The 22,427-nt window shown below is 68.6% G+C and carries 26 protein-coding genes; 22 read left to right on the top strand and 4 right to left on the bottom strand.

What is annotated here, in order from left to right; translation table 11 throughout:
- Window positions 1-139 precede the first annotated feature (139 nt).
- The 21 genes from CEK29_RS17345 to sctC are packed head-to-tail and all read left to right on the top strand — an operon-like array spanning window position 140 to window position 15,997.
- Window positions 140-721 (top strand): hypothetical protein, encoded by a 582-nt coding sequence (locus CEK29_RS17345; protein WP_094802510.1) that lies wholly within the window; start codon window positions 140-142, stop codon window positions 719-721.
- Window positions 722-770: 49 nt separating this feature from the next.
- Entirely contained in the window at window positions 771-1,082 is a 312-nt protein-coding gene (locus CEK29_RS17340) for a hypothetical protein (RefSeq protein WP_094858812.1), read from the top strand.
- A gap of 23 nt (window positions 1,083-1,105) precedes the next feature.
- Window positions 1,106-1,609, top strand: a complete 504-nt coding sequence (locus CEK29_RS17335; protein WP_094802506.1) for a SycD/LcrH family type III secretion system chaperone — start codon at window positions 1,106-1,108, stop codon at window positions 1,607-1,609.
- Window positions 1,606-2,430 carry a type III secretion system translocon subunit SctB gene (gene sctB / locus CEK29_RS17330; RefSeq protein ID WP_094858811.1) on the top strand — a complete coding sequence of 275 codons (825 nt, stop codon included), beginning with the start codon at window positions 1,606-1,608 and terminating at the stop codon, window positions 2,428-2,430. The genes CEK29_RS17335 and sctB overlap by 4 nt, the downstream gene beginning before the upstream one ends.
- A gap of 18 nt (window positions 2,431-2,448) precedes the next feature.
- Entirely contained in the window at window positions 2,449-3,723 is a 1,275-nt protein-coding gene (gene sctE, locus CEK29_RS17325) for a type III secretion system translocon subunit SctE (RefSeq protein WP_094802502.1), read from the top strand.
- A 26-nt stretch (window positions 3,724-3,749) separates the two neighbouring features.
- A complete protein-coding gene (locus tag CEK29_RS17320; protein ID WP_255176184.1) occupies window positions 3,750-4,229 on the top strand; it encodes a SycD/LcrH family type III secretion system chaperone in 480 nt (159 codons plus the stop codon).
- A gap of 12 nt (window positions 4,230-4,241) precedes the next feature.
- Window positions 4,242-4,721, top strand: a complete 480-nt coding sequence (locus tag CEK29_RS17315; protein WP_255176183.1) for a hypothetical protein — start codon at window positions 4,242-4,244, stop codon at window positions 4,719-4,721.
- Between the two features lie 7 nt (window positions 4,722-4,728).
- On the top strand, window positions 4,729-5,157 hold the full coding sequence (gene sctI, locus CEK29_RS17310) for a type III secretion system inner rod subunit SctI (RefSeq protein ID WP_094802500.1): 429 nt from the start codon (window positions 4,729-4,731) through the stop codon (window positions 5,155-5,157).
- Window positions 5,157-5,954, top strand: a complete 798-nt coding sequence (gene sctJ / locus CEK29_RS17305; RefSeq protein WP_094802498.1) for a type III secretion system inner membrane ring lipoprotein SctJ — start codon at window positions 5,157-5,159, stop codon at window positions 5,952-5,954. The genes sctI and sctJ overlap by 1 nt, the downstream gene beginning before the upstream one ends.
- Window positions 5,951-6,586 carry a SctK family type III secretion system sorting platform protein gene (locus CEK29_RS17300; protein WP_094802496.1) on the top strand — a complete coding sequence of 212 codons (636 nt, stop codon included), beginning with the start codon at window positions 5,951-5,953 and terminating at the stop codon, window positions 6,584-6,586. Before sctJ ends, CEK29_RS17300 begins: the two co-directional genes overlap by 4 nt.
- A complete protein-coding gene (locus CEK29_RS17295; protein WP_094802494.1) occupies window positions 6,556-7,191 on the top strand; it encodes an HrpE/YscL family type III secretion apparatus protein in 636 nt (211 codons plus the stop codon). Before CEK29_RS17300 ends, CEK29_RS17295 begins: the two co-directional genes overlap by 31 nt.
- 9 nt (window positions 7,192-7,200) lie before the next feature.
- Complete coding sequence (gene sctN, locus CEK29_RS17290) at window positions 7,201-8,532, top strand: type III secretion system ATPase SctN (protein ID WP_094802492.1); 1,332 nt, start codon at window positions 7,201-7,203, stop codon at window positions 8,530-8,532.
- Window positions 8,529-9,035: a type III secretion system stalk subunit SctO gene (gene sctO / locus CEK29_RS17285; protein ID WP_094802490.1), complete on the top strand. Its 507-nt coding sequence runs from the start codon at window positions 8,529-8,531 to the stop codon at window positions 9,033-9,035. The genes sctN and sctO overlap by 4 nt, the downstream gene beginning before the upstream one ends.
- Window positions 9,032-9,637, top strand: a complete 606-nt coding sequence (locus CEK29_RS17280; RefSeq protein ID WP_094858810.1) for a hypothetical protein — start codon at window positions 9,032-9,034, stop codon at window positions 9,635-9,637. Before sctO ends, CEK29_RS17280 begins: the two co-directional genes overlap by 4 nt.
- Entirely contained in the window at window positions 9,634-10,764 is a 1,131-nt protein-coding gene (gene sctQ / locus CEK29_RS17275; protein ID WP_249279136.1) for a type III secretion system cytoplasmic ring protein SctQ, read from the top strand. Before CEK29_RS17280 ends, sctQ begins: the two co-directional genes overlap by 4 nt.
- Window positions 10,761-11,519, top strand: coding sequence for an EscR/YscR/HrcR family type III secretion system export apparatus protein (locus CEK29_RS17270; RefSeq protein WP_094858809.1), 759 nt, complete (start codon window positions 10,761-10,763; stop codon window positions 11,517-11,519). Before sctQ ends, CEK29_RS17270 begins: the two co-directional genes overlap by 4 nt.
- Window positions 11,519-11,785 (top strand): type III secretion system export apparatus subunit SctS, encoded by a 267-nt coding sequence (sctS, locus tag CEK29_RS17265; protein ID WP_094802484.1) that lies wholly within the window; start codon window positions 11,519-11,521, stop codon window positions 11,783-11,785. Before CEK29_RS17270 ends, sctS begins: the two co-directional genes overlap by 1 nt.
- 12 nt (window positions 11,786-11,797) lie before the next feature.
- Window positions 11,798-12,601: a type III secretion system export apparatus subunit SctT gene (gene sctT, locus CEK29_RS17260; protein WP_094858808.1), complete on the top strand. Its 804-nt coding sequence runs from the start codon at window positions 11,798-11,800 to the stop codon at window positions 12,599-12,601.
- Window positions 12,598-13,653 (top strand): type III secretion system export apparatus subunit SctU, encoded by a 1,056-nt coding sequence (gene sctU / locus CEK29_RS17255; RefSeq protein WP_094802480.1) that lies wholly within the window; start codon window positions 12,598-12,600, stop codon window positions 13,651-13,653. The genes sctT and sctU overlap by 4 nt, the downstream gene beginning before the upstream one ends.
- Entirely contained in the window at window positions 13,650-14,048 is a 399-nt protein-coding gene (locus CEK29_RS17250) for a CesT family type III secretion system chaperone (RefSeq protein WP_094802478.1), read from the top strand. The genes sctU and CEK29_RS17250 overlap by 4 nt, the downstream gene beginning before the upstream one ends.
- Window positions 14,045-15,997: a type III secretion system outer membrane ring subunit SctC gene (gene sctC, locus CEK29_RS17245; protein WP_094858807.1), complete on the top strand. Its 1,953-nt coding sequence runs from the start codon at window positions 14,045-14,047 to the stop codon at window positions 15,995-15,997. Before CEK29_RS17250 ends, sctC begins: the two co-directional genes overlap by 4 nt.
- A 35-nt stretch (window positions 15,998-16,032) precedes the next feature.
- Here the strand turns inward: sctC and CEK29_RS17240 are convergent, their stop codons facing one another.
- On the bottom strand, window positions 16,033-16,635 hold the full coding sequence (locus CEK29_RS17240) for an RNA polymerase sigma factor (RefSeq protein WP_094802474.1): 603 nt from the start codon (window positions 16,633-16,635) through the stop codon (window positions 16,033-16,035).
- A 278-nt stretch (window positions 16,636-16,913) separates the two neighbouring features.
- Window positions 16,914-17,489 (bottom strand): hypothetical protein, encoded by a 576-nt coding sequence (locus CEK29_RS17235; RefSeq protein WP_094858806.1) that lies wholly within the window; start codon window positions 17,487-17,489, stop codon window positions 16,914-16,916.
- Window positions 17,490-17,705: 216 nt separating this feature from the next.
- Between CEK29_RS17235 and CEK29_RS17230 the strand changes: the two genes are divergently transcribed.
- The gene (locus CEK29_RS17230) at window positions 17,706-19,130 is read left to right on the top strand and encodes a glutamate-cysteine ligase family protein (RefSeq protein ID WP_094858940.1); all 1,425 of its coding nucleotides are present in this window, start codon (window positions 17,706-17,708) and stop codon (window positions 19,128-19,130) included.
- 84 nt (window positions 19,131-19,214) lie between these two features.
- Here the strand turns inward: CEK29_RS17230 and CEK29_RS17225 are convergent, their stop codons facing one another.
- Window positions 19,215-20,393, bottom strand: a complete 1,179-nt coding sequence (locus CEK29_RS17225; RefSeq protein WP_255176195.1) for an ABC transporter substrate-binding protein — start codon at window positions 20,391-20,393, stop codon at window positions 19,215-19,217.
- Window positions 20,393-22,396: a SpoIIE family protein phosphatase gene (locus CEK29_RS17220; protein ID WP_249279135.1), complete on the bottom strand. Its 2,004-nt coding sequence runs from the start codon at window positions 22,394-22,396 to the stop codon at window positions 20,393-20,395. Before CEK29_RS17220 ends, CEK29_RS17225 begins: the two co-directional genes overlap by 1 nt.
- Window positions 22,397-22,427: the final 31 nt, after the last annotated feature.

Here is a 22,427-nt window from a genome sequence, read left to right as displayed (position 1 = left end):
GCCCGGCGCCGGTGCCCGACCCGCGGTGAATTTTGCCGCGGCGCCACGGAACCGAACTCGCCCGGCCGTTACTCACTCACCAGTTTCAACATTCTTTCGTTCGACGCCGGCCATGCCGGCCAGGGAGCCCGTCTTGAACATGAACGTCAACACCAGCAACGTCGGTGGCATCAACTTGGTCGATCTGTCCAGCATGGACCTCGAGACCGCCCTGATGATGGTGCAGAGCCAGCGCGTCAGTCTGCTGGACAAGAGCCTGAACGACCAGATCCAGGAAGTGAAGAACCGCAATCAGCTCACGGCCTCGCTCAACGACATGCAGGCCGCGCTCAACGGCATGAAAGCGGCGCTGCCGAGCAAGGATCCCAAGCCGGACGACCGCGTGAGCGACACGCCGGAGAACCGCGCCCTGGCCGCGAAGTTCGCGTCGCACTCGCACAGCCTGGAGCGCGACACCTCGCCCGTGGGCGTGAGCGGCGAGATCGGCAAGGACCACGCCGTGTCGGCCAGCCAGATCTCGAGCCTGCCCACCCGCGAGGCGCTGGAGAAGATGATCAATTCGATCAAGTCCGAGATCGATAGCGCCAGCAATTCTCAGCAGATGGACATGCTGCGTCTGCAGAGCCTGAGCAACAAGCGCAATGAAGCCTTCGACGTCATGAGCAACTTCGTCAAGAAGATGCAGGACAGCCGCAGCTCCATCATCGGCAACATGCGTTGAGCCGTTCCTTCCTCGAATTTAAATCTCTACCTGATTCCGGAGTACGGCCATGGCCGACAACCAACAAGAACTGAACATCCAGGCGCTGATCGAGCGCGCCGACGAAGTGGTGCGCAACTGCCAGCGCGCAATCGAGGATTCCGACGAGCGCCTGCGCCGGCTGGGCCTGGACCCCGCCAAGGTGCGCGAAGTGCTGGCCGTCCAGCCCCTGAGCGAGGCGCAGCGCGCCGAAGCCGAAAAGCTGTACCGCCAGGACATGGAAGACATCGAGCGCGAAGTCGAGCAGGAAGCCAACTACGCCCGCCAGCGCAGCGAACCGCGCGCCAGCGGCGGGGTGAAGCGTCCGCGCGCGATGGTCTGACCCGGACTTCTGGAGCGACACCCATGAGCGCATCCCCCGACATCAGCAGCGAGGAGTACGGCGCGCTGCACGACCAGATCGTGGCGCAACTGGCCGCCGGCGGCTCGCTGGGCCAGCTCAGCGGCATCACGGCCGACGAGTGCGAGGCGCTCTACAGCCTGGGCTACGGTCTGTATGAGAAGGGCCGTTATCCGGATGCGCTCAAGGTGCTGTCGTACCTGGTCGCCCTGAATCACACCGAGCATCGCTACCTGGTGGCCCTGGGCGCCACCGCCCAGGCCCTGGGCAAGCATGCCGACGCGTTGCAGCAATACATGGCCGCCACGCTGCTCGACCCGCTCGAGCCGGCGCCGGTGTTCTACGCCGCGCAATGCCTGACCGACATGGGCCAGCTCGATGCGGCCCTGCAGTCCTGCGACCTGGCCCTGGCCATGTGCAAGCCGGACACCCACGCCGTGCTGGCCGAGCGTGCGCAAGCCCTGCGCGACGCGCTGGCCGCCCGGGGCGCCAAGGAGAAAAAAGCATGATCAACCTGAACACCGCCGCGGGCTTGAATCCCGCCCTGCTGAACCCGTTCGATACCGGCTCGGCCGCTGCGCCGCCCGCCGGCGTCAAGCAGCTCGACGCCGCACAGCTCATCGCCAAGGGCGTCGTGGGCGACAAGCTGCTGTCCATGGGCCTCACGCCGCCGTCGATCAGCGCGGGCAGCCCGTCCGATGCGGCCAAGGCGCTGGGTAGCCTGGAGCAGAACGTCCAGGCCGACATCTACGCGATGATGACGCTGTTCCAGAAGCTCGCGCAGGAGCAGCGCAACAGCGCCCGCGCCGACCGCGCGGCGGCGATGGATGCCCAGGTGCAGACCCTGATGTCCGCCGCGGACGCGAGCCGCGACGCCGCCGCCGAACGCTTCAAGGGCGCGATGGTCGCGGGGGCATTCCAGATCATCGGTGGGGCGATGCAGGTCGCGGCGGGTGCCGGCGCGGTCGGCGCCTCGCTCAAGTCGGTCAACATGACGACGACCTCCAGCCCGTTGACGGCGGCGCAGACGAAGTTTCAGACCGGCCTGGACGGCTTCGCCGCCAATGCGTCGGGCCTGGGGCAGGGCGCCAGCGGCATCGCGGGCGGCATCGGCAGCATGGCGCAGGCCGGCTTCGATCGCGCCGCCGGCGCCAAGGATGCCGAGCGCGCGGAGCTGGAAGCGTCCGCCAAGGTGTTCGAGTCTGGCGTGCAACAGGCCAACGACCTGATGCAGCAGATGATGGACGTGATCCGCGACGTGCGCGAGAAGCTCAGCGCGATGGAGCAGAGCCGCGTCGAGACCAATCGCGGCATCGCGAGCAGAGTCTGAGCCCCGGGGAGCCATTCCATGGATATCCGCAACACCGGTACCCCCGGGCTGCCCCCCGGGCTGGACCAGCCGAGCCAGGCAGGCGCCGACATGGCGACGGCCGCGATGCGCGCGGCCGGCGGTATCGATCTGAGCGCGCTGGCCTCGCAATGGGCGGCCGACATGGCGCAGCTGCGTGGCGCGGGCGGCGATGGCGTGAGCAACGCCAACGGCAAGCCGGCGATCGCCGCGCCGACCAAAGAGTTTTCCGCGTCCGAGATGGTCGACCTGCTGCGTAACCTGCAGAGCAAGACGCAGGAAGCGCAACTGCGCAGCGCCAAGGAAAACGTCGAGAATAACCGCATCGAGCAGGCCAAGAACAACGAAGAGCAGTCGCGCAAGATCGACGAATGGATCCAGAAGAGCAAGGAGGCCAACAAGGGCGGCCTGCTCGGCAAGATCTTCGGCTGGATCGGCGCCATCGTGGCGGCCATCGCGGCCGCGCTGATGGTGGTGGCGGCCGTGGCGGCAACGGCCGTGACGGGCGGCGCGGCTGGCCCCGCCATGATCGCGCTGGCCGCCATCGCGGTCACCGGGGCCGTCTCGCTGCTGGCGACGCAGATATCCACCGAGGTGGGCGGTCCCGAGATCAGCATCAGCAACATGGTCACGCAGGCGGTCAGCAAGCTGCTGCAGGCGTTCGGCGTGGAGCCCGAGCTGGCCGAACGGATCGGCAACATCGTGGCGGGCGCGTCGATGGTCATGACCGGCGCGATCCTGGTCGAGCCCGGCGCGCTGGGCAAGATGGCGGGCGCCATCGCGACCGTCGCCGGCGCCGATCCGCAGACGGCGGGCTACATCGCGATGGCGATCGGCCTGGCGGCCACCATCACCGTGGGCGTGGTGATGGCGGTGGCCTCGTTCGGCGCGGGCACCGTGTCCACCGCGGCCAATGTCGCCGGCAACATCACCTCGCAGACCATGCGCACCGTCGCGGATACCGCCAAGACGGCCGGTCAGGTGGCGCAGGGCGCCGCGGCCGTGGCCAAGGGCGCGGGCGGCATCGCCACGGGCGCGGAGTCGATCCAGAGCGCCAAGGCGCAGGAGGCGGCCGACCAGGTGCTGGCCGACCGCAAGGCGCTCGAGGCCATGATGACCAAGCTGCAGGCCTCGATGGAAGAGGACCGCGAAAAGATCAAGGAAGTGATCCAGGCGATGGACGAGGCGATGCAGCTGGTCAGCAAGATGATCGCCGGCGCCGCCGACAGCATGACCCAGATCACCGCCAACATCGGCAAGCGCGCGATGGTTTGAACCGCGCGCACAACGGAGTATTGAACGTGACGACATCGACTTCCCCCGTCTCCCGCACGGCCTTCGGCCAGGCGCTTTTCGACGGACTGGACAGCCTGCCCGGCAGCCAGCGGCTGAGCGCCGAACAGCTCGAGGTGATCTACGCGCTGGCCTACGCGCACGTGGCGCAGGGCCAGTACGCGCAGGCCCTGCCGCTGTTCGCCTTCCTGTCGCAGTACGGTCCGACCCGCAAGCACTACCTGTCGGGCCTGGCGCTGTGCCTGCAGATGCAGGCGCGCTACGACGAAGCCATCCGCATCTACTCGCTCGTGGGCACGCTGTTTCCGGTGGCGCCCGAGGCGACGCTGCGCGTGGCCGAATGCCAGCTCGCGCTGGCCCACGCCGACGAAGCGCGCCAGTCGCTCGAGCAGGTGCTGGCGGCGGCCAGCCAAGACCCGGCTCATGCCGGTCTCGCTCCGCGTGCCCAGATGTTGCTGGCCGCGCTGGGCCGCGAGGCGCACGCATGAGGAGGGTTTCGCATGAACGATAGTCCGGCAACCCTGCCCGACACGGCCGCCTCCCCCGAGGCGGCTTTTGTGCTTGATGCGGACGAGGCGCGCATGCTCACCGAGGTGGGCTTTCTGGCCGCGGGCCGCGGTGACGTCCAGCGCGCGGATGCCATCTTCCAGGCGCTGCGTACCATACGTCCCGCGCGGGCCTACCCCTGGCTCGGGCTGGCGGTGGCGCGCCTGAATGCCGGCCGCGCGCCCGAGGCCGTGACCGTGCTCGAACAGGGCGAGGCGGTGCTGGTGGGCGCGCATGGCGACGAAGCCGTGCTGCTGGCGGCCTGGCGTGGTTTCGCGCTGCAACTGGCCGGCCGCAATGCCGAGAGCCTGCGTCTGCTGCAGGTCTGCGCCCGAGGCACCGGCGAGGCCGCCTCGCTCGCACAGGCCCTGCTGGGCATCACGCCGGAGGCGGACGCATCCGCCGACGGCGCTTCCGAATCCATGACTCGCTAGGACTTCCATGGACATCTCCGCGCTTTCCGCCGCGCTCTCGCCGGCCCTCGACACGCTCAAGACGCCGACGGTGCAACCGGGGGCCGAGGCCACCGAACGCTTCGCCCGCGTGATGGGCGCGCCCGACGTCGACGTGGCCGCCCCGACCGGCGTGCACGCCGCGCTGCAGGCCGCCTTCGCGGCGCCCGTTCAGGCCACCGGCCCGGCCACGCTGGGCAGCCAGATTCTCTCGGGCCTGCAATCGACCACGGCCGAGTTTTCGCAGAAGTGGCAGGGCATCGCGGGCAACCTCGATCGCCTGGGCGCCCAAAGCTCGCTCTCCGACATGATGCGGCTGCAGGGCGAGTTGCTGCAGGTGTCGGTGCAATACGAACTCGTGGGCAAGGCGGTGTCCCGCACCACCCAGAACATCGATACGCTGGTCAGGATGTCCTAATGCAAGCTGTGTCTTCGCTGTTTCCGCTTTCCTGGACCCGCCTGCGCTTTCTGGCGGCGGCGCTGTTGATCGCCTTGCTGGCCGCCTGCGGCTCGCGCGTCGAGCTGTTTTCCGCCGCCAGCGAAAGCGAGGCCAACGAGCTGCTGTCGGTCCTGCTCGACTCGGGCATCCGCGCCGAAAAGAGCGTCACCAAGGCCGGTGTCGCGGTGTCGGTGGATAGCGCCCAGGTCGCGCGCGCGCTCGACATCCTGCGTTCGCGGGGTCTGCCGCGCGAACGCTTCGACGGCATGGGCCAGATCTTCCGCAAGGAAGGGCTGGTGTCCTCGCCGCTCGAAGAGCGCGCCCGCTATATCTATGCCCTCTCGCAGGAGCTCACCAACACGCTGTCGCAGATGGACGGCGTGCTGGCCGCGCGCGTGCACGTGGTGCTGCCGGAGCGGGGCGGCGTGGGCGAGAACACCACGCCCTCGACCGCGGCGGTCTTCATCAAGCATCAGACGGGTTACAACCTCGACGCGCTGCAGCCGCAGATCCGCAAGCTGGTGACCCACGCGATCCCGGGTCTCACCGAAGACCGCGTGTCGATCGCGTTGGTGTCGGCCCAGCCCGCCATGACCAGCGCGGCCGACGCGCCGGTGTCGGTGCCCGCCACCGGGCTGTGGGCGGCGCTCGCCGTGCTGGCCGTATTGGTGGCCGGCCTCGGCGGTGCGCTGATCTGGGTGCTGCTGCGCCGTGGTCCGGCCGCGACCGCGCGCAAGCCTCGCCACGAACCCGGTACCGCGGGCGGCGCGGCATGAGCGTCGCGCTGTTCAGCGCGCCGCTGCTGGAATTCAACCAGCTGCCGAGCCGCACCCTGCACCCGAGCCGCCATGCCGAGCATGCGCCGCCGGGTGCGCGTGCGCCCGCCGGCATGGAGGCCGCCTGGCACCGCCTCTGGTCGGGCCAGATCCTGGCCCGCCTGGGCCTGGCCGAACGGCCGGTGCTCGATGGCACGCGCCCCGAGCTGGCCCTGGCCCTGCTGCCGCCGGAGCGGCTGGCGCGCACGCTGCGTCTGATCGGCGCGGCGCTGTGCGGCGCGCGTCTGCGCCGGATGATCGCCGGCGCCGAAGTGCGCGAAGTGATGGCCGCGCTCGGCCCCGACGTGCTCGAACTCGCGCGGGGCGGGCGCTTCACGCAAGCCGCGCTCGCCGAGGCCGGCACCTGGCCGCTCGCGCAGACCGTGCAGTCCGTCGACGCGCTCGGCCGTGCCACCGCATGGCAGGCGCTCACCGGCGCCGGCCCCGAACTGGCGCTGCGCGCCGAACTCAAATTGCCCGCCGCCGCCGCGGTGGCCGCGCCGCTCGCGGCGCCGGCCGCGCTGGCGCTGGCGCTCGACGTCCTCAAATACGCTGAACCGACATGGGTTTCCTCCTTCCCCGCGCTGGCCTGACGCCGTCCGCCGCCCCGCGTATCGATCCCGCCGCGCGTATCCTGCGGGCCGCGGATCATGCCGCGCTGCTGCAGGCCGACGCGCTCGTGGCGCACGCGCGCGAGCAGGCCGATGCCATCATGGCGCAGGCCCAGGCCGCCTTCGAGGCCGAGCGTGAACGCGGCTACGCCGATGGCAAGGAAGAGGCGCTGATGGGGCAGGCCGAACGGATGATCGAGACCGTCGGCCGCACCATCGAATATTTCGCCGGCGTCGAGAACGAGATGGTCGATCTGGTCATGGCGTCCGTGCGCAAGGTCATCGATGGCTTCGACGACCGCGAAAAGGTCATGATCGTGGTGCGCAACGCGCTCGCCGTGGTGCGCAATCAGAAACAGATGACGCTGCGCCTGCATCCCGACGAAGTCGAGACCGTGCGCGGCCACATCAACGATCTGCTCGCCGCCTATCCGGGCGTGGGCTACCTCGACATCCTGGCCGACGGCCGCCTCGCGCGCGGCGCCTGCATTCTCGAGAGCGAGATCGGCATGGTCGAGGCCAGCCTCGAGAACCAGATCCAGGCGCTGCGCACCGCGTTCCAGCGCACGCTGGGCAGCCGGGTCTAGGGGCGGGGCATGCGTCAGTTCGACTACATCACCGAAATGATGGAGGTGGCCCTGCAGGACACGCCCACCCTGCGCATCAAGGGCCGCGTGACCCAGGTGGTGGGCACCATCATCAAGGCCGTCGTGCCCACGGTCAAAGTGGGCGAGGTCTGCATCCTGCGCAATCCCGGCGAGGATTTCGAGATGAAGGGCGAGGTGGTCGGCTTCGCGCGCGACGCGGCACTGCTGACGCCCATCGGCGACATGTACGGCATTTCGTCGGCGACCGAGGTCATCCCGACCGGCCGCGCCCACATGGTGCCGGTCGGTCCCGGCCTGCTGGGCCGCGTGCTCGACGGCCTGGGCCGTCCGCTCGACGAGGCCGAGCTGGGTCCGCTCGAGGCCAAGAAGTTCTATCCGGTGTTCGCCGAAGCGCCCGATCCGCTCACGCGCCGCATCATCGCCGACCCGCTGGAGCTGGGCGTGCGGGCGCTCGACGGCGTGCTCACCTGCGGCGAAGGTCAGCGCATGGGCATCTTCGCCGCGGCCGGCGGCGGCAAGTCCACGCTGATGGGCATGCTGGTGAAGGGCGCCGACGTGGATGTGACCGTGGTGGCGCTGATCGGCGAGCGCGGCCGCGAAGTGCGCGAGTTTCTCGAGCACGAGCTCGGCCCCGAGGGCCGGCGCAAGAGCGTGATCGTCTGCGCCACCAGCGACAAGTCGTCGATGGAGCGCGCCAAGGCCGCCTACGTAGCCACCGCCATCGCCGAGTACTTCCGCGATCAGGGCAAGCGCGTGCTGTTCCTGATGGACTCGGTCACGCGCTTTGCCCGGGCGCAGCGCGAGATCGGCCTGGCCGCCGGCGAGCCGCCGACCCGCCGCGGGTATCCCCCTTCGGTCTTCGCCACGCTGCCCAAGCTGATGGAGCGTGCCGGCATGAACCAGCATGGTTCGATCACGGCGCTCTACACGGTGCTGGTCGAGGGCGACGACATGACCGAGCCCATCGCCGACGAGACGCGTTCGATTCTCGATGGCCACATCGTGCTGTCGCGCCGCCTGGGCGCGGCCAACCACTATCCCGCCATCGACGTGCTGGCCTCGGCCAGCCGCGTGATGAACGCGGTGATCTCGCCCGAACACAAACGCATGGCCGGCCGCCTGCGCGAACTGATGGCCAAGTACCAGGAGGTCGAGCTGCTCGTGAAGATCGGCGAGTACAAGCGCGGCGGCGACAAGGTCACTGACGAAGCGATCGACCGGATCGACGCCATCAATACGTTCCTGCGTCAGCGCACCGACGAGCGCACCACGCTGGCCGAGGCGCTCGCGCGCATGCAGCAGATCGTGGGGACCGCATGAGCGTGTTCGACGAACTGCTGGCGATCAAGCGCTTTCGCGAAGGCCAGGCCGAGCTCGCCGTGGCGCGCCAGCGCCAGGTCCACCACGACGCCCAGGCCGGCGAGGTCCAGGCCGAGGCGCGTCTGGTGGCGTTCCGCGACTGGGCCGAGACGCACGAGCGCGAGCTGTACGGCGACCTGTGCCGGCGCACGGTGCGCGTGCGCGATATCGAGGCCGTGCTGCAGGACGTGGCCGGACTGCGGGAAGGCGAGCGCCAGCACGAGCAGTCGCTCGAGAGCGCGCGCGAGACCACCCGCCGCGAAGAACAGGCGCTGGGCGAGCGCCGCGACGAGCACCGGCAGGCCAGCCGCCTGAGCGAAAAATTCGTCGAGCTGGCGCGGCTGCATTTCGACGCGCAGATGAAAGAAGCCGAGCGCAAGGAAGACATGGAGATGGAAGAGGCCGCCAGCGTCGCGCGCGATCGCGACGACTGGGAGCAGCACGAGGAGTACGAGCCCGCATGAGCATCGATCGACGCATCAGCCTGGATACCGCCATCGCGCAGGGCATGCCCGACCTGAACCAGTCGGACAGCGGCACGGGCACGCGGCGTGAAGCCAGCCAGGGCGACCGCCAGGCTTTCGAGCGGGCACTCGCGCAGGACGCGGGCGACGCACAGAAAAGCGCCCCGGCCCCCGCGACGCCGACGGGGGCGTTCGGCCTGTTCGCCGCCGCGCCGCAGACCGATGCCGCCGTCCAGGCCCGCGCGAGCGCGCTGGCGAGCGCCTTGTGCGAACACCTGAGCGCCGCTGCCCGGCAGCTGCTGGTCGACGACGGGGCGCAGGGCAGGCGCGAGGTGCGCGTCACGCTCGATGACGAGCGGCTGCCCGGGCTGACCGTGTCCGTATTCGAAGAGGGCGGCCGCGCGGTCGCCGCGTTCGTCTGCGCGGTGGAGTCCACCCGTGAGCGTATGAACGAGGGCGCCGCGGCGCTGGCCGCCGAACTGGCCGCCAGCCTGTCGCGCGCCACGCTGGTGCGCGTCAGCACCGATGATCCCGAAGACCCCTGCCTGACCGAGACGCGCGCCGAGCCTGACGCCGGCGCCGCGCAACCGAGCACCCTGTGAAACTTTCTTCCGAATCCGCTTCCAGCATGACCGCAAGCCTGGAGATGTCCGTGGCCGGCGCGAGCCCGGTGCAGATCGCCGCGCGTCTGCCGCGCCTGTCGGGCAACGAGGCACGCGCGCTGGATCTGGTGGCGCGCCACGCCGCCAGCCTCGACGTGATCCTGGGCCAGCACGAAGGCGTGCCCGCCGCCTGGCAGATCAGCCTGACGCCCGGCGTCGCGCCCGGGCTGCTGGCCGCCGACGCCTACGGCGCCGAGATCGAATGGGCCGGCGCGCGCCTGCATCTGAGCCTGCCGCGCAGCGCGCCCACCGCCTGGCTGGCCGCGCGTCATCCCGAACTCGAACCCGCACCCCTGAGCGATGCGCTGGCCGCGCTGGCGCTGGAATCGCTGCTCGCCGACATCCAGGCCAGCGTGGCCGGCCTGTCGCCCGCCGGACCCGCGCGCGTCGGCGTGGCGGGTGCCGAGCTGCCGCCGCTGTCCCATGTCTGGACGCTGAGCGCCCGCGCGCAGGGCAGCGGCGACGTGATCTACGCCCGCCTGGCCGCCGACGATCTTGGCCTGATGCTGCTCGCCGGCCTGCTGGCTCAGCGCGCGGCGCCCGCCAACGGCCTGGCGCTCGACACGCTGCCCGTGCGCGTGCGCGCCGAAATCGGCGCCGTGACCCTCACGGCCGCCGAGCTCGGCACGCTGCAAGCCCGCGACGTGCTCCTGCTCGACCATTACCGCGTGAGCGAGCAGGGCGAGCTCTGGTTGTCCGCCGGACAGGGCCAGGGCCTGCGCGTGCGCGCCGACGCTTCAACCTACATCGTGACCCAAGGCTGGACCTCCCTCATGACCGATACCCCCGCCGACGCCGCCCCGCAGCCCGAGGCGCAACCCAGCGCCGCGCCGCTGGCCGTGGCCGACATTCCCGTCACGCTCACCTTCGACCTGGGCGAACGCAGCGTGACCCTGGCCCAGCTGCAGTCGCTGCAGGTGGGCGCCACCTTCGATCTGCAACGGCCACTGGCCGACGGCCCGGTGATGATTCGCGCCAACGGCGCGCTCGTCGGGACCGGCAATCTGGTGCAGATCGACGAGCGCATCGGCGTGGTGATCGCCACCCTGGGATCGGCCGCCGCATGAGCTCGTACGATCCCATCAGCCTGGCCGTCGTCCTGGCGCTGCTCGCGCTGGTGCCGCTGGCGGCGGTGATGACCACCTCGTTCCTGAAGATCGCGGTCGTGCTCACGCTGGTGCGCAACGCGCTGGGCGTGCAGCAGGTTCCGCCCAACATCGCCCTGTACGGTCTCGCCCTGATCCTGTCGGCCTACGTGATGGGGCCGGTGGTGATGCAGATGAGCACCGAGCTGCGCGCGGTGGGCGCGGGCCAGGCGCAGTCGGCGCCCGCCGCGCCCGTGCCCGAGACCGCGGCGCCCGAACGGGGCGGCAGGCTGCATCTCGACAATGCCACGCCCGCCGCGGCCACCGCGGCCGACGGCGACGACCGGCTCACCGGCATTCTGGATGCCGTGGCTCGCGGCGCGGAACCGTTGCGCGGATTCATGTTGAAGAACAGCCGCGCCGAGCAGCGTGATTTCTTCGTGCGTACGGCGCGCACCCTGTGGGGCGAGGAGCAGGCCCGCAATCTCAAGGAAGACGACCTGCTGGTGCTGATTCCGGCGTTCCTGCTGTCCGAGCTCACCGCCGCGTTCCAGATCGGCTTTCTGCTGTATCTGCCGTTCGTCATCATCGACCTGATCGTCTCGAACATCCTGCTGGCCATGGGGATGATGATGGTCTCGCCGGTGACGATTTCCATGCCCCTGAAGCTGTTCCTGTTCGTCATGGTCGACGGCTGGACCCGCCTGATTCAGGGCCTCGTGCTGTCGTACGCATAATGGGCACCGTCGATCTCGTCTCCTACATGACCCAGGCGCTGTACCTGGTGCTCTGGCTGTCGCTGCCGCCGATCGCGGTGGCGGCCATCGTGGGTACGCTCTTTTCCCTGTTCCAGGCGCTCACGCAGATCCAGGAGCAGACGCTGTCGTTCGCGGTGAAGCTGATCGCCGTGTTCGCCACGCTGCTGCTGACGGCGCGCTGGATCAGTGGCGAGCTGTACAACTTCACGATCGCCGTGTTCGACCTGTTCTACAAGATTCGCTAGGACGGAGCCCACATGTTTTCAGGCGTGACGTATGCGGAGGCGAAGATATTCCTGGGGACGCTCGCGCTCACCCAGCCTCGCATCCTCGCGCTGTGCGTCATGCTGCCCATCTTCAGCCGCCAGAGCATGCCCGGCATGCTGCGTTACGCGGTGGCGGCGGCGATCGGCCTGATCATCGTGCCGGTGCTGATGCCGCGCTATGCCGCGTTCGATCCGAGCTGGATCGACCTGGTGCTGCTGGTCGCCAAAGAAGTGTTCGTGGGCCTGGTGCTCGGCTTTCTGGTGGCGATCCCCTTCTGGATCTTCGAGGCCGTGGGCTTCGTCATCGACAACCAGCGCGGCGCCAGCCTGGGCGCGACCATCAACCCGGCCACCGGTAACGACTCCTCGCCCATGGGTATTCTGTTCAATCAGGCCTTCATGGTGTTTTTCCTGGTGGGCGGCGGCTTCATGCTGATGCTCACGATGCTGTACGACAGCTTCCGGCTCTGGGATCTGTTTTCGTGGGCGCCCACGCTGTCGCGCGAGAGTGTGCCGCTGATGCTCGATCAGCTCAGCCGCTTCGCGCGCCTGGTCCTGCTCTTCGCGGCCCCCGCCATCGTGGCGATGTTCCTGGCCGAGCTGGGGCTGGCGCTGGTGAGCCGCTTCGCGCCGCAGCTTCAGGTGTTCTTTCTGGCCATGCCGATCAAGAGCGGCCTGGCCCTGCTGGTGCTGGTGCTCTACATGGGCACCCTGTTCGAATACGCGGGCGATGCCACCGAGCACATCCGCACCATCGTGCCGTTCCTTGACAGCCAGTGGCAGGAGGCGCGATGAGCGGCGAAAAGACAGAACAGCCAACCCACAAGAAGCTGCGCGATGCGCGCAACAAGGGCGAGGTCGCGCACAGCAAGGACTTCACCCAGACGCTGCTGGTGCTGGCGCTGTTCGGCTACATGCTGGGCAACGCGCAGAACATCATCGAGTCGCTGGGGCGGCTGATGCTGCTGCCGGCCGACCTCATCGGCATGCCGTTCGAGGTGGCGCTGCCGCAGGCCCTGGACGCCGGGCTGCGCGAAGCCACGACGCTGGTGCTGCCATTCGTGCTCATCGTGCTGATCGTCGGGATGTTCGGCGAGTTCCTGCAGGTGGGCGTGGTGCTGGCGTTTCAGAAACTCAAGCCGTCGGGACAGAAGCTCAACCCGATGACCAATCTGAAGAACACGTTCTCGAAGAAGAATCTGGTCGAGTTCCTCAAGTCCACGCTCAAGATCGCCTTCTTGTCGGCGCTCGTGACCATCGTAGTGCGCGATGCGCTGCCCGAGCTGATGTCGGTGCCCTACAGCGGTCTGGCCGGCTTGCAGACCGGCGTGGGCGGCATGCTGCGCACGCTGATCGTGAACATCGCCGTGGCGTATGTGGTGATCTCGCTGGCCGACTTCGCCTGGCAACGCTTCCAGCATCGCAAGGGCCTCATGATGAGCAAGGAAGAGGTCAAGCAGGAATACAAGGAGATGGAGGGCGACCCCCACATCAAGCACAAGCGCAAACACCTGCACCAGGAGATGGTGATGCACGGGGCCACCGGGCAGGCGCGCAAGGCGTCCGTCGTCGTCACCAATCCCACTCACCTGGCCGTGGCGCTGTATTACGAACCCGACGAAACGCCGCTGCCGCTGGTGCTCGCCAAGGGCGAGGGCACGCTGGCCGAGGCCATGATGCAGGCCGCGCGCGAGGCAGGCGTGCCGGTGATGCAGAACATTCCGCTGGCGCGCGCCCTGATGGCGCAGGCCCAGCCCGACCAATACATTCCGAGCGAACTGATCGAGCCGGTGGCCGAGGTCCTGCGCCTGGTGCGCAAACTCGCCGCCGAACAGGAGACGCCATGAGTCAACCCACGCATCCGCTGATCCAGCGCTACGTGCAGCGCCACCAGCTCACCGACGCGCTGCGCGCCGACGGCCGGGCCACGGTGGTGATCGACGAGCGCTTCCGTGTCCACCTCGCGCCGGCGCCGCAGGGCTGGCTGGCCCTGCAGGCGCGGGTGCTGGACCTGCCGCCGGCCGGGCGCGATCGCGACGCGCTGCTGGTGGAAATGGGCGAGTTCGCCGCCGGCATGCTGGCGGGCCACGCCAGCACGCTGAGCGCGGATCCGCGCGAAGAAACGCTGGGATTGCAGCAATTGATACGCCCCGACGCCAGCGATCTGGATGTCGACGAGGCCGTGGGCCAGTTCGCCAATGCACTGTCGTTCTGGCAGGCCGTGGCGCGGCGCTACGCATGACCCCTTATGCATACCGAAACGGGCAACGCAGCCCGGGGAGAAAGACTTTGAAGCGCACGATTCTGGCGGGGGCCCTGATGCTGGCCCTGTTGGGGCCGGCCCAGGCGGCACCGAACTGGCCCATGGCGCCCTATAGCTACTACGCCAAGGAAGAGAGCCTGCAGAACGTCCTGCGCGAGTTCGCCGGCGGCTTTTCGCTCTCGCTGCAGTTGGGGCCGAACGTGAGCGGCGTGGTCAACGGCCGCTTCAACGCCAACACGCCGACCGAATTCATGGATCGGCTGGGCGGCGTCTACGGGTTCAACTGGTTCGTGTACGCGGGCACGCTGTTCGTGAGCCGGTCGAGCGACATGATCACGCGCTCGGTGTCCTCGATGGGCAGCTCGATCGTGTCGCTGCGCGAGGCCCTGCAGCAGCTGGGCGTGCTCGATCCCCGCTTCGGCTGGGGGGAGTTGCCGGACCAGGGTATCGCGCTGGTCTCGGGGCCGCCGGGCTATGTGGAGTTGGTGGAGCGCACCGTGGCCGCCCTGCCGATGGGCGCGGGCGGGCAGCAGGTGGCGGTGTTTCGCCTGAAGCACGCGTCGGTGAATGATCGCACGGTCAGCTATCGCGATCAGAAGGTCGTGACGCCGGGCCTGGCCACCGTGCTGCGCAACCTGATTCTGGGCTCCGGCAGCGGCAACAACAACGAAACGCTCGCGGCCATCGCGGCGCCATTGCGCGATGCGCCGCCGGTGTTCGCCGGTGCCGACAGCGCGGCGGGCGGCGCGCCGGCAGTGGGCGCGGGCGCCGCTGCGGCAGGCGCGGGACGCGTGCAGCGGGCCGGCGGCTTGCGTTTCCGCGAGCCCACCGTGCAGGCCGATTCGCGCCTGAACGCGATCATCGTGCAGGACATCCCCGATCGCATACCGATCTACCGCAACCTGATCGAGCAGCTCGACGTGGCGAGCACGCTGATCGAGATCGAAGCCATGATCGTGGACGTGAATTCCGATCTGGTGCGCGAGCTGGGCGTGAACTGGGGCGCGCGCGCCGGCTCGGCCTCGTTCGGCTACAGCGATTTCAATCTGGCGCCCAGCGGTCTGCCGCTGGCACCCGGCACCGACCTGGCGCCCGGCACCATCGGCATCAGCGTGGGCAGCACGCTGGCCGCCCGCATCCGCGCGCTGCAGGGGCAGGGCCAGGCCAACATTCTGTCGCAGCCCTCGGTGCTCACCACCGATAACCTCGGCGCCGTGCTGGACCTGTCGGACACCTTCTACATCCAGACCGTCGGCGAACGCGTGGCGACGGTCACGCCCATCACCGTCGGCACATCGCTGCGCGTGACGCCGCGCTATATCTCCGGCACCAGCGGTACCGAAGTCGAGCTCACGGTCGACATCGAGGACGGTCGCATCCAGGAAGAGCGGCAGATCGACCGCCTGCCCACCGTGCGCAAGAGCACCATCAGCACGCTGGCGGTCGTGGGTAACGATCAGACGCTGCTGATCGGCGGCTACAACAGCAGCCAGGACAGCGAGCGCGTCGACAAGGTGCCGCTGCTCGGCGACCTGCCGCTGATCGGCGCCTTGTTCTCAAGCAAGTCCACCACCGTGCAGCGCCGCGAGCGGCTGTTCCTGATCCGGCCGCGCGTGGTGGCCGTCAATGGCAACGTGGTGGCGCAGCCGCGCGCGCAGGCGCGTGCGGGCGAAATGGTCAACAGGACGTGGGGCGGCATCGAGTCGCCCATGACGGCGGGCGAGTACCTCGACCTGATCCAGGGCCAGCGCACGCAGGTGCAGTTCGAGCGCAATGCGAGTCCGGCCGTGCCGGGCGGGCCCGTGCGCGTGTCGCCGGTGTATCTGCAGTCGCTGCCGGTGGGCGAGGCATTGCGTTCGGATGGCCGGCCGATCCTGCGCGTGGAGCCCGTGGCCGCGCCCGATACGGGACGCGTGCCGGGGCGCTGAACGCCGCTTGAATCAGCCGGGCGGGCGCGCCTGGATCAGTTGTCCAGGTGCAGCCCTTTGAGGGCGAGCTTGTCGCGCAGCGCCGAGCGGGCGCGCGACAGGCGGCTGCGCACGGTGCCCACGGGCACGGTCAGCAACGCGGCCGCTTCTTCGTACGACACGTCGTCCATACCGACCATCAGCAGCACGTCGCGCATGTTGGGCGGCAGCTCGGCCAGCGCTTCCTGCAGCAGGCTCATGGTCTGGTTCTGTTCGGCGGCCTGCTCGGGCGTGAGCGACGACGACGCATGCTGTTCGAGCGCCTCGTCCGACACGAAGTCATAGCGGCGCTGCGGGGCGCGCGACAAATGATTGCGCACGAGGTTGAGCGCGATCCCGTAGAGCCAGGTCGAGAGTTGCGACTCGCCGCGAAACGAGCGGTACGAGCGCGCGGCTTCCAGGAAGGCCTGCTGCGCCAGATCTTCGGCGTCGCTGGTGTTGCCGATGTGCTTCACGATGAAGCGTTGCAGGCGTCCCGCATGTTCGCGCACCAGGTCGCGCAGCAGGGTGTCGTCGCTGGCGTCCCAGGTCCCCTCACCGCAGCCGGGCTGCGAGGGGACTTCGGGCGAAGTCGCGATCGAATCCAAAGAAGCGGACATGGTCTAGGGGAAGGTGAGGTGCGAGCCAGGAAGCGAACGACGGTCTGTGTGTCGAAGATGTACGACTACCGCTTGTATATTTGGCGAGAAATTACTACATATCTGCCCGCAACCGCAATCATTTGAATTTGAAATTTCTATCTGTAACATCGCCATGCCAAACAATCTCCATGCGTTGCATGGAGAAGACGCGCAATAATATTTGGAAACGATTGCCGCCAAAGGGTGGATCAGGGCGGCGAAATCGCGGCTCGTCGTGAAACCGCAACCGGCAGTTGTCAGACTTCCCGGTGTTGCGGCAACAGCTCGGCGAGCCACTGACGCGCCATGTCGGCGCTTACCGGGCCGCGCTGGGCGTTGTCGTTGAAACGCTGTTCCATGGCGAGGTCGATGGCCATGCGTTGGGCGGGAGACACCGATTCGGGCGCGACACCGAGGTGGTCGCACACGGCGTGAAAGCCTGCCGAGCCGGCGGCGGCGCTGTGATCGAGACGGGTCATGAAGTCCACGCCGTCGAGCGCGTCGCGCGAGGTCTGCGCCATGTCGAGCGCGAGGCTGATGCTGCGGGCGGAGAGCGGGGTACCGGGGCTGCCGGACAGGCCGAGCTCGCGAGAGACGGCGCTGGCGATGCCATTGCCGTAGGTGCGGGCGAGGGCGTCGGAGAAGAGGGCGGTGGTATCGGCGTCGGCGGCCACCCAGGCCACCGAGCGCCCACTGGGCGTCGTGCCGGTGCCGAGAACATGGAATTGTTCACCGACAACGGTTACATAGACATCACCCCCTTGCTCGGCGGCCTGGGCAAAGGCGTCGAGGCTGACGAAGCCGGGTGAAGAGGATACTGAATTGATTGTCATGCGGCCAGTAGACCCCGCGGTTGGTGGAGAGGACGGCGATTTTTCATCCCGTCAGAGCCTGAGTAACATCCGCGAGGCTTTGGTTCCTGCCGATTTCCGGCATTGCTGAACATGCGCCAGATTGTAGTCCAAGGGCAGGCGCGAACGAGAGGAGACAACGTGTCGGTGGGTATCAGCACGCAAGTGGCGGGCGCAAAACTGGGTCTGGAGCTGGAGATGCCCGTGGCGGCGCGAGATGATGGTCGCAGCCGCGCGGTCACGCATTACTTCGAGACCCTGGCGCTGCTCAAGCGCGCGCGCGGCCAGACGGTCGAGCTGGTGCACATCGGCGATGTCCCTGTCGGCGTGACGGGCCCCTTGGGGGAGAGCGGCCTGGACAACGGCTTCAATCTGCTCGAGACGGCCTTCGCGCCGGTCGCGGGCGGACCGGGCGGGCTGGCGCGGCTCGACGCGGCCGTGCGCGAAGAACTCGCCGATGTGGAGACGGCGCTGGCCGCCGACGGCGCCGCCGTGCTCAACGCCGCGGAGCATCCGGACTGCACGCTCGACGACGTCTGGTATCGCGAGATGCGGGTGCCGCGTCCCATCTATCGGGAACTCGAGGGATATCGCGGCTGGTTGCACCGCGCCGGCATCGACGCCAAGGCGCAGAACGGCCCCTGCACCTCGGTGCCGATCGGGCAGGCCGCGCGGGCGTTGAACGTGAGCCTGGCGCTGGCGCCCGCGCTCATGGCGCTTTATGCCAACAGCCCGCTGCAGGGAGGCCGGGACACCGGTGCCAAGGAAAACCGCATGCGCCTCTGGGACCGCATGTTCCGCCACGCGCGCTTTGCCGGTGACCACTATCTGCAGCAGTTGCCCGAGCGGCCGTTCCGGGATCTCGGCGACCACTTCCGCTGGATGTTCGGCCCCCAGACCGCCAGCCGCGCGCTGTCGTGGAATCCGGCCGACGACTACAAGTCGGCGGTGAGCGTGTATCTGGACGGCAACCCCGCGCTGGGCCAATTCCTGCGCGCGCCGCGTTGGCGCGGCCGCCGTGGCGACACCGGCGAACACGTCGACCTCGTGCCGCGCGGCGAGCATTTCGTTTATTCGCAGTTCGCGCACTTTCTCGATGCGCGCTGGCGCTACCGGCTCGAGCGCGTGCCGGCGCTCGACGCGCTGCTGGCCGCGTGGGCGCAACCGGGCGGCATCGAAACCCTGTTCGACGCCTGCGGCTGCGACGGCTATATCGAGGCGCGGGCGTTCGGCGCGGTGTTTCCGGACGCGCAGATGCAGGCCGAGGCCGGGCCGCAGGCCTGCGCCACCGCCGTGATGGGCGCCTCGGCGCTGCAGCTCGGGTTGCTGCGCAATCTGGCCGAGGCCGAGGCGCTGGTGCGGGAGTGGGGCTGGCTGACCCTGCGGCGCCTGCGCACCCCGGCGCTGTGCCACGCGCTGGACGATGCGCAGGTTCGGGCGCTGTGCCAGGATGTGCTGGCCGTGGCCGGCGGCGGGCTCGACGCCGCCGACCAGCATTGGCTGGCCTATCCGCGCTACGTGCTGGACGTGGGCAGCACGGCGGCCGACGCCATGCTGCGGCTGTGGCGCGGGTCGCCGCGCGAGGTGTTCTACCGTCAGCGCATGCTGCAGTTGCCCGCCTGAGCGCGCGCTCCTCGGCGCCGCGCCTGGTTCGCGTGCCCAAAAAAAAGCGCTGCCGATTGCGGCAGCGCCATTTTGCCGGGCGGCTTATTTGGCCTCGTAGACCTCGTCGGCCGCCAGCAGGATGTCCACCGGCGGATCGAAGCCGATCACGCGCGCCGTTTCGAGATTGAGCGCGATCTTGGCCGGATCGATCCAGATCTGGCTCAGCTGGCGCGGCCGCGCGCCGTTGAAGATGCGCGCGATGGTCTCGGCGTGGAACAGGCCCACGTACGAGTAATCGGCCTGCGCCAGGCTCATCAGCAGCCCCGCCTTCACGTCGTCCGAACCCAGCATCGCGAAGCTCGGCACCTTGGCCTCGCGCAGAATCTGCCCGAGTTGCGCGATGGTGGCCGGCGTGATGCCGCGATGCACGGTCACATAGACGGCATCGACCTTCGGGCCCAACTCGCGATAGCACTCCAGCGCGTTGCGCGTGGCGTCTTCCTGGGCGATACCGTTGGACGGCGCCAGGCACGGCACCACCTTGAAATTGAGCTCGCGCGCGACCTGCTCGACGGCGTCCACGGCCGCATAGGTGCGGCCTTCGGGGCTGTCTTCGTAGACCAGGCCGAGCGTCTTGAACGGCACGATGTCATAGAACAGGCGGACCTGGCGCTGATAGCGCTCGGGCTGCACGCGCGCATGCAGATTGTCCAGGCCACTGTCCTGCACGCTCTTGACGATCTTGGCGCCGACCGCGTCGCTGGTCGAGGCCACGACCGTCGGCACCGGCGCGCCGAGCGCGGTCATGTCCTGGCCGGCCCAGGTGCCCATCGCGATGATCAGGTCCACGTCGCGGCGTTGCGTCAGCCGCTCGGAGATCGCGCTGCGCGTGGCCGGCCGCATCTGCGCGTTGAAATTACCGGGCTGCCACCACGCGTCGGGCACGAATTCCACGTAGTCGCTCTTGGCCTGCTCGGCCAGGAATTTCCACATCTGCTGGCCGTTCAGCCCGTCGGGCATGGCCGGGACCGTCATCCAGCCCAGCTGCTGCAGACCGGCGACGATCACCTTGAGCGTGCGCGGATACTCGCTGTAGTCGCCGCTCTCGAAATAACCGAGGCGCCACTTGCGGCCATCGGGCTTGAGTGCGGGCGTGGTCGGGAAGACGTGGCTGGCCTGCGCGGCGGTGCTCGCGGGGGCGGCCGGGGCGGATGCCTGGGCCTGGACGGCAACGGGCAGCGCCAGCGAGGCGCCCAGGAGCAGGGCGGACAAGGACTTCATCATGAGCGTCGGATCACGATCAACGTGATGTCATCGGATTGTTCGGCACCGTCGGCGAAGGCATGCACATCGTCGAGCAGGCGGCGGGAAATGTCGTTGGCGCTCACGGGCGGATGCGACAGCACATAGCGCATGCGGGCATCGCCGTACTGCTCGCCGGTGCGGCTCTCGGCTTCGGTGACGCCGTCGGTGTAGCCGACCAGCGCCTCGCCGGCGCCGATGCGGGCGTTCAGCGAGCGATAGACCAGGTCTTCCTGCACCCCGCACGCGGGGCCGCTGCGGCCCTCGAGCAGGCGCACTTCGCCGTCCAGGCCGATCACGGCGGGCGGCAGATGGCCGGCATTGGCCCAGGTCAGCTCGCCGGTGTGCAGGTCCAGCACGCCGAGCAACAGCGTCACGAACATCATGTTCGGGTTGTTCTCGGACAGGCGGTTATTGATCTTCTGCAGGATGAGCGCGGGATCGGTTTCGTCTTCGGCGGTGGCGCGGATCAGGGTGCGCGTCACGGCCATGAACAGCGCCGCGGGCACGCCCTTGTCGGACACGTCGCCGATCGCAAGACACAGGCGGCCGTCGGGCAGGATGAAGTAGTCGTACAGATCGCCGCCCACTTCCTTGGCCGGCTGCATCACGGCGGTCAGGTCGACGAGGCTGCGGGTGCTGCTCTCCAGCGGCACCGGCAACAGGCCGAGCTGGATGTCGCGGGCGATGTTGAGCTCGCTCTCGAAGCGCTCGCGCGCGCTGGTCTCGCGCATCAGCCGCGTGATGTTCTCGCGCAGCTTGGCGTCCATGAAGAGGAACGACTCGGCCAGGCGGCCCACCTCGTCGTGCAGGCGGGCGGGCAGCTCGGCCACCGCCTGCGGCACGGCGCGCGGCGCGGTCAGATCCTGCAGGGGCAGCTCGCGCGCATAGCGGGTGAGGATGCCGAGCGGCCGCACGATATGGCTGGCCACCACCCAGGCGAACAGCAGGGCGCCCAGCAGCGCGGCGCCGAAGATGATGGCCTGGCGATTGATGAGCTGCTTGGCGGGCGCCGTGAGATCGCTCTCGGGCACGGCGGCCACGATGGTCCAGCCCAGCGGCTTGTAGCGCTGCGCCTGGATCTCGTAGCGGCCGGCCGCGCCGCCATCGAACGCGAACGACTCGGGCGCGTCGGTGCCGACCGCGCGCAGCAGGCCGCGCAGCGTGTGATAGGTGCCGCCATCCTGGATGTCCAGCAGATCGCTCTGCGCCGAAGGCGGCGGCACCACAAAGTTGCCGTCGTCGGCCACCACGAACACGAAGCCCGAGCGCGCCAGCGTCAGGCGCGTGAGTGTGGCGCGCACGGCGTCTTCGACCTTGCGGCGGCGGGCCTGTACTTCGTCGATCATGTCCTGGGCATCGAACGAGATCACGAAGACCCAGTCCCACGGGCGGAAATAGCCGAAGTAGCCGTAGCGCGCCTCGGGCTCGCCGGCGGTGTCGGGCGCCTGCCAGCGATAGAAGGCGAATCCGTGGCCCGACTGGCGGCTCTCGTCGTACATGGCCTGCGCCAGACGGCGGTTCTTGATGTCTTCGATCGCCGAGATGTCGCGATCGATCATGTTGCGGTTACCACTGGCGAGCACCGAGTGGCTCGCGTCGTACACGAAAGCGTAGCGCCGGCCCGACAGTTTGAGCTGATTGATCCAGTTGCGCGCCATGCCCTTGGCCGCGCCCGGCGTGACCACGCCGCGCTCGGCCAGGTCGGCGAACATGTTCAGCATGGTGAGGGTGGTGGAGGCGACCTCGACCAGTTGATGGCGGCCACCGCGTGCGGCGGCGAATTTATCGTCCAGCAGGGCCGACCAGCGCGCGCTCGTATCGCGCATCAGCAGGTCCATCACGTTGCTCACGGCGTGGAGTTCGCCGGCGCGTACGGTGCGGGTGACGTCGCGTTGGGACACCAGCATCACGATGCTCGCCACGACAAACAGAATCGCAAGAATCAGGACGAAGATCTTGCTGCGTAGCGATCGGAGCATGGACAAGGGAAATGGGGGGCGCAAGGCCTGT

Origin of the sequence: Bordetella genomosp. 5 (assembly GCF_002261475.1) — a bacterium.
Taxonomy (GTDB): Bacteria; Pseudomonadota; Gammaproteobacteria; order Burkholderiales; family Burkholderiaceae_B; genus Bordetella.
The sequence above is the reverse complement of the archived record's forward strand: the minus strand, read 5'-3'. Positions and strand labels throughout refer to the sequence as shown.

Excerpts from the sequence above, each read along its gene's own strand:
- CEK29_RS17230 (WP_094858940.1), top strand. The coding sequence starts at position 17,706 with ATGCCCGTGGCGGCGCGAGATGATGGTCGCAGCCGCGCGGTCACGCAT.
- sctC (WP_094858807.1), top strand. The coding sequence starts at position 14,045 with ATGACCCCTTATGCATACCGAAACGGGCAACGCAGCCCGGGGAGAAAG.
- sctU (WP_094802480.1), top strand. The coding sequence starts at position 12,598 with ATGAGCGGCGAAAAGACAGAACAGCCAACCCACAAGAAGCTGCGCGAT.
- CEK29_RS17235 (WP_094858806.1), bottom strand. The coding sequence starts at position 17,489 with ATGACAATCAATTCAGTATCCTCTTCACCCGGCTTCGTCAGCCTCGAC.
- CEK29_RS17315 (WP_255176183.1), top strand. The coding sequence starts at position 4,242 with ATGAACGATAGTCCGGCAACCCTGCCCGACACGGCCGCCTCCCCCGAG.
- sctO (WP_094802490.1), top strand. The coding sequence starts at position 8,529 with ATGAGCGTGTTCGACGAACTGCTGGCGATCAAGCGCTTTCGCGAAGGC.
- sctT (WP_094858808.1), top strand. The coding sequence starts at position 11,798 with ATGTTTTCAGGCGTGACGTATGCGGAGGCGAAGATATTCCTGGGGACG.
- CEK29_RS17225 (WP_255176195.1), bottom strand. The coding sequence starts at position 20,393 with ATGAAGTCCTTGTCCGCCCTGCTCCTGGGCGCCTCGCTGGCGCTGCCC.
- sctN (WP_094802492.1), top strand. The coding sequence starts at position 7,201 with ATGCGTCAGTTCGACTACATCACCGAAATGATGGAGGTGGCCCTGCAG.
- CEK29_RS17250 (WP_094802478.1), top strand. The coding sequence starts at position 13,650 with ATGAGTCAACCCACGCATCCGCTGATCCAGCGCTACGTGCAGCGCCAC.
- CEK29_RS17270 (WP_094858809.1), top strand. The coding sequence starts at position 10,761 with ATGAGCTCGTACGATCCCATCAGCCTGGCCGTCGTCCTGGCGCTGCTC.
- CEK29_RS17335 (WP_094802506.1), top strand. The coding sequence starts at position 1,106 with ATGAGCGCATCCCCCGACATCAGCAGCGAGGAGTACGGCGCGCTGCAC.
- CEK29_RS17340 (WP_094858812.1), top strand. The coding sequence starts at position 771 with ATGGCCGACAACCAACAAGAACTGAACATCCAGGCGCTGATCGAGCGC.
- CEK29_RS17300 (WP_094802496.1), top strand. The coding sequence starts at position 5,951 with ATGAGCGTCGCGCTGTTCAGCGCGCCGCTGCTGGAATTCAACCAGCTG.
- sctE (WP_094802502.1), top strand. The coding sequence starts at position 2,449 with ATGGATATCCGCAACACCGGTACCCCCGGGCTGCCCCCCGGGCTGGAC.
- CEK29_RS17280 (WP_094858810.1), top strand. The coding sequence starts at position 9,032 with ATGAGCATCGATCGACGCATCAGCCTGGATACCGCCATCGCGCAGGGC.
- sctS (WP_094802484.1), top strand. The coding sequence starts at position 11,519 with ATGGGCACCGTCGATCTCGTCTCCTACATGACCCAGGCGCTGTACCTG.
- sctB (WP_094858811.1), top strand. The coding sequence starts at position 1,606 with ATGATCAACCTGAACACCGCCGCGGGCTTGAATCCCGCCCTGCTGAAC.
- CEK29_RS17220 (WP_249279135.1), bottom strand. The coding sequence starts at position 22,396 with ATGCTCCGATCGCTACGCAGCAAGATCTTCGTCCTGATTCTTGCGATT.
- sctJ (WP_094802498.1), top strand. The coding sequence starts at position 5,157 with ATGCAAGCTGTGTCTTCGCTGTTTCCGCTTTCCTGGACCCGCCTGCGC.
- CEK29_RS17240 (WP_094802474.1), bottom strand. The coding sequence starts at position 16,635 with ATGTCCGCTTCTTTGGATTCGATCGCGACTTCGCCCGAAGTCCCCTCG.
- CEK29_RS17295 (WP_094802494.1), top strand. The coding sequence starts at position 6,556 with ATGGGTTTCCTCCTTCCCCGCGCTGGCCTGACGCCGTCCGCCGCCCCG.
- CEK29_RS17345 (WP_094802510.1), top strand. The coding sequence starts at position 140 with ATGAACGTCAACACCAGCAACGTCGGTGGCATCAACTTGGTCGATCTG.
- sctI (WP_094802500.1), top strand. The coding sequence starts at position 4,729 with ATGGACATCTCCGCGCTTTCCGCCGCGCTCTCGCCGGCCCTCGACACG.